General features: G+C 57.4%; 1 pseudogene. It reads left to right on the top strand.

The features are described from left to right. Window positions 1-16: 16 nt before the first annotated feature. Window positions 17-230 (top strand): annotated as a pseudogene (locus tag FNJ47_RS49120) (IS110 family transposase); the annotation flags it as partial.

A 230-nucleotide genomic window follows, 5' to 3' on the forward strand; every position in this document is an offset into this window, starting at 1 on the left:
GACAAGGGAGCCGTCCGTGAGAGAGATTATCCGCATTGGGATGGATACGTCGAAGTATATTTTTGTGCTGCATGGGGTTGATGCGGCGGAGGAGGTGGTGCTGCGCAAGAAGCTGTCGCGCAAGCAGATGCTGGAGTTCTTCGCCAAATTGCCGCCGACCGTGATCGGGATGGAGGCTTGCGGGGCTTCGCAATATTGGGCGCGGGAGCTTTCCAAGCTTGGTCACAAGG

The organism is Bradyrhizobium uaiense (genome assembly GCF_010811875.1).
Classification (GTDB): Bacteria; Pseudomonadota; Alphaproteobacteria; order Rhizobiales; family Xanthobacteraceae; genus Bradyrhizobium; species Bradyrhizobium uaiense.